Here is a 3563-nt window from a genome sequence, read left to right on the forward strand (position 1 = left end):
CGAAAGCTTACTGCACCCGATAATTCGAAGCGAAATCAAAAGGCAGTTAAACAGTGCAGACAGCCCTTATGTAATCCTCGTATCCCCTTTGCTTTTCGAGACCGATCAAGCTGAACTGGTATCACGAATATTACTTATCGATGTTCCTGTTGAACTCCAATTACAACGTGCAAGTGAAAGAGACCAAAATTCTACTGAACAAATTCAGAAAATTATTGATATGCAGCTCCCAAGAGATTATAAATTAGAGCGCGCAAATGATGTGATCAGTAATGACCGTGATTTAGCGAGCTTAAAACAAAATGTTCTTCGACAACACCAAGCCTATTTGGAGCTAGCAAGTGAGTAAGTCAAAAAGTAATGAGCTAAAGGTAAACTGCCCTACTTGTAAAAAAGATGTGGCCTGGAGTGATGACTCACCTTTTCGCCCCTTTTGCAGTGATCGCTGCCAGAAAATAGATTTAGGGGCATGGGCTGATGAGTCCTACACCATCCCTGTCGAAAATGCCGAAGAATGGAGCGGAGTTCAAAGCGAACAAATCTCAAACAGTGGCAACTCTCAGAACTTCCACTAACACGTTCATGGACGGAGCAAAAAATGAAGGACTGTATATTTTGCCAAATTATATCTGGGAATGAAGAAGCCAGTATTGTTTACGAGGATGAGCATTTTCTAGCTCTAATGGATGCCTACCCTCTTACTAAAGGACACTGCCTGGTCATTCCAAAACGGCATTATGAGCGTTTGGATGAACTCAATGCCAAAACGCGAGCCCAGCTATTTAATATCGGTAACAAAATTGTCGAAGCACAGAAAAAAGCAGGTTTAGGCATTCACGGCACTAACCTCTTGGTAAACGATGGCAAAGCGGCTAATCAGACTGTACCACATCTTCACCTCCACCTTATTCCCCGTGAGTCTGGCGACTGGCTGCGCGCAATTCCAAAAGTATTTCTTCATATTAGTGGCCTATTCGGTTTCAAAACACCGCGAACAATACTGGATGAGCACGCGCTTCAGATTAAACAATTTTATAAATAAGCCTCTAGCTGATAATGCCTGCACCTACTATCAACCCGAGAGAAGAAAGCTCAAACTCTCTTCAAGCGATAGGAGTATTGCATTCACCTTTTACTGAAAAGTTTGGTATTCCCCGGCAAGCTAACTTAATTACTTCAGCTTACGCTGAAATAGAACTTTATCCCCCTTATAACGACCCCGATGCATTTCACGGGCTTGAAGCGTTTTCTCATATTTGGCTAAGTTTCAGCTTTCACTTAAATGCTGATAAACCTTGGCGACCAATGATTCGGCCACCGCGCTTAGGTGGTAATAAAAAAATTGGGGTATTCGCGAGTCGTTCTCCCTTTCGACCGAATTCACTTGGGCAATCTTTGGTTGAACTACGGGAAGTTAGAATCCAAAACAATCAAGCAAGCTTGATCATCGCTTGCCCGGACATTCTGGATGGCACACCAATATTGGATATCAAACCCTATATTGATTATGCGGACGCTACCTCGGACTCGCGCTGCGGATTTGCAGAAGAACCACCAAAGCCAAGGCTAAAAGTAGTTTTAAACAAACCCTTTAAGGATAAAGCACAGCAATTATCGAGTTCGTACCCCGATGACCTATTGGCATTAATAGTCGAAGTTATTTCATATGATCCGCGGCCTGCATACAAACAAGATCAAGAAGATGAGAAGCTTTATAAGCTTAGACTATACGATTTGGATATTAGCTTCTCGGTAGAAGATGGTTTTGCGACAATAAGCGACATCGAGAAGCAATTGAGTTAGCGTGCTGCAAGAATTGTTAGCGCTTCTTTAGACTTATCTAAAAACCGATGAAAGCCTTCAAAATAACTTGTATTGAGCTCTCTCGAAGTCTGCCCCATATCCGCATAGATAAACCCGATTCGTTTACGGCCAGTGGCTAAAGGCGATATAAAAAACCTTTTCTGACCTGTAATACCTAGGTATTCGGGCGATATAAATTGCGTTATGTGCTGGTAGTCCGAGTTACCTATCCAGGCAGCCTGATCACGTTCAAACAGGTTAAACAAGAAACCCGAACGGCTTCTTTCATATCGAACAACAAACTTCTCTCGCCACTTCTCCGTGCTCTGCCCTGAAGCATATTTAACGACTACCCTCTGGTGCTCTTTATCAAATATTGCCAAGGCGACGCGCTCAAGGCCGATGCCTTTATGAAGCCCTTGCAAGCAAAGCTTAAACACCTCATTGATATTAAAATCACCCGCTAACAGCTTATCCAAACGCTCCAGTGCTTCAAGCTCTATTGCAGTATTTGGCTGTAAGCCTTCAGTTTCATTGTCGTATTTTTTCTCTAATTCCTTTGCTGCTCGAGTGCTGGTTGGAATATGCTCAACCAATACTTTCTTGCCGAAGGAAGCAACAGTCTCTGCCGTTTCATCTGCTGTTTTCTTGAGTGCGAACATTGCTTCTGCTTCACCGATATTTTTAAATTCTGCGACGCGCTGCGCAACCTCCTTAAACTCTGCTGAATCCCAGCCGAGTAAAGCAACACGACTTATCTCATCTCCTAATATAACCGCTTGAACACGCGGGTCCTCTTCTCCTGAGCCCGCTAGAACATCGTTAATCAGGCCTTCAATTCGCCACTGTTTGGTCAGTGTTTTTGCTAAACGAGTTAAGCTAACGCCCAGGAACTTCTCAGCACAGCGATTTTTTTCTTCAATTGAAGAGCTAGGTTCAATCTCACGCTTAAGCAAGCGTACCTCAGATTCGTGGCACCCCAAGACCAACAGCTCAGCCAAATGGCTCAACAAAGAGGCGACAAATACCTCTTCCTGCTCCGTATTATTCAGCTTTTCACAGAGCGCTTTTGCTTGGTTTGCGCCATGAAGCGAGCGGGCAAGCATTGCGACTAATAAGGGAGATGGGGAATCTTTCAGTACTGCTTCGAGTACTTTGATCGACAAACAAATTGAGCGAATATTCTTGAAACCAATATTGATAACCGCACGACTGACCGTTGTCACTGCAATATTACTAGGGTTGAAAGTTACTGCGTTAGCAACACGTATGATATTGGCAGTCAGGCTTACATCCTTAAGAATAACTTCTGCCAATTGGGCCCCAGAAGACTCATCAGAAGCCGTGACTTGGTCTAGCTCCTTAATTAAGGTTGAGAGAACAGCCGCCTCGCTTTTCTCGAGGGTACGCATCCAACCATGTAAACCTTTCATTCAATATTCCTAATTTGAGTTTAATACTCAGTCTAGCAAGGGATTCAGAAAAGAGTAGTGTTTGGAAGTGAGAGGGTATTTGAAAAAGCGTCTATGACGAAGCTCTTGAATAAGAGCGGGGAAACACAAACCAGATCAAGAGAATTATGACCTGGTTTTTTCAAGTAAAGCGAACTAACTTTTTTTAGATTTCTGAGCGTCTTTATAAGCAAAATAGCCAAAGCCACCTAGAAACACAACAGTACCCGCAACAACCAATAAACCCGCAATGATGGTCTCATCTATATACATAATAAAATCTCCTCTAGTTAATAAAGAAAATTTATC

At 43.0% G+C, this 3563-nt stretch carries 6 protein-coding genes; 4 read left to right on the forward strand and 2 right to left on the reverse strand.

Features of this window, described 5'->3' with window-relative positions:
- From coaE to tsaA, 4 genes are all read left to right on the forward strand, one after another.
- A partial coding sequence (gene coaE, locus A3761_RS14940; RefSeq protein WP_068750428.1) for a dephospho-CoA kinase occupies positions 1-349 on the forward strand: 349 nt, incomplete at its 5' end.
- Positions 342-575, forward strand: coding sequence for a DNA gyrase inhibitor YacG (yacG, locus tag A3761_RS14945; RefSeq protein WP_068512918.1), 234 nt, complete (start codon positions 342-344; stop codon positions 573-575). The genes coaE and yacG, both read left to right, overlap by 8 nt.
- Before the next feature lie 23 nt (positions 576-598).
- On the forward strand, positions 599-1042 hold the full coding sequence (locus A3761_RS14950; RefSeq protein WP_068512922.1) for an HIT family protein: 444 nt from the start codon (positions 599-601) through the stop codon (positions 1040-1042).
- A 14-nt stretch (positions 1043-1056) separates the two neighbouring features.
- A complete protein-coding gene (gene tsaA, locus A3761_RS14955; RefSeq protein ID WP_068510987.1) occupies positions 1057-1803 on the forward strand; it encodes a tRNA (N6-threonylcarbamoyladenosine(37)-N6)-methyltransferase TrmO in 747 nt (248 codons plus the stop codon).
- Here the strand turns inward: tsaA and A3761_RS14960 are convergent.
- Together A3761_RS14960 and ccoM are read right to left on the reverse strand one after the other, a co-directional pair.
- Complete coding sequence (locus A3761_RS14960; protein WP_068554731.1) at positions 1800-3236, reverse strand: HDOD domain-containing protein; 1437 nt, start codon at positions 3234-3236, stop codon at positions 1800-1802. The two genes, tsaA and A3761_RS14960, sit on opposite strands and share 4 nt — an antisense overlap.
- 174 nt (positions 3237-3410) lie before the next feature.
- Positions 3411-3527, reverse strand: a complete 117-nt coding sequence (gene ccoM, locus A3761_RS29035; RefSeq protein WP_304438928.1) for a cytochrome c oxidase subunit CcoM — start codon at positions 3525-3527, stop codon at positions 3411-3413.
- Positions 3528-3563 lie beyond the last annotated feature (36 nt).

The sequence above is a fragment of the Oleiphilus sp. HI0123 genome (assembly GCF_001635315.1).

Excerpts from the sequence above, each read along its gene's own strand:
- tsaA (WP_068510987.1), top strand. The coding sequence starts at position 1,057 with ATGCCTGCACCTACTATCAACCCGAGAGAAGAAAGCTCAAACTCTCTT.
- A3761_RS14950 (WP_068512922.1), top strand. The coding sequence starts at position 599 with ATGAAGGACTGTATATTTTGCCAAATTATATCTGGGAATGAAGAAGCC.
- ccoM (WP_304438928.1), bottom strand. The coding sequence starts at position 3,527 with ATGTATATAGATGAGACCATCATTGCGGGTTTATTGGTTGTTGCGGGT.
- A3761_RS14960 (WP_068554731.1), bottom strand. The coding sequence starts at position 3,236 with ATGAAAGGTTTACATGGTTGGATGCGTACCCTCGAGAAAAGCGAGGCG.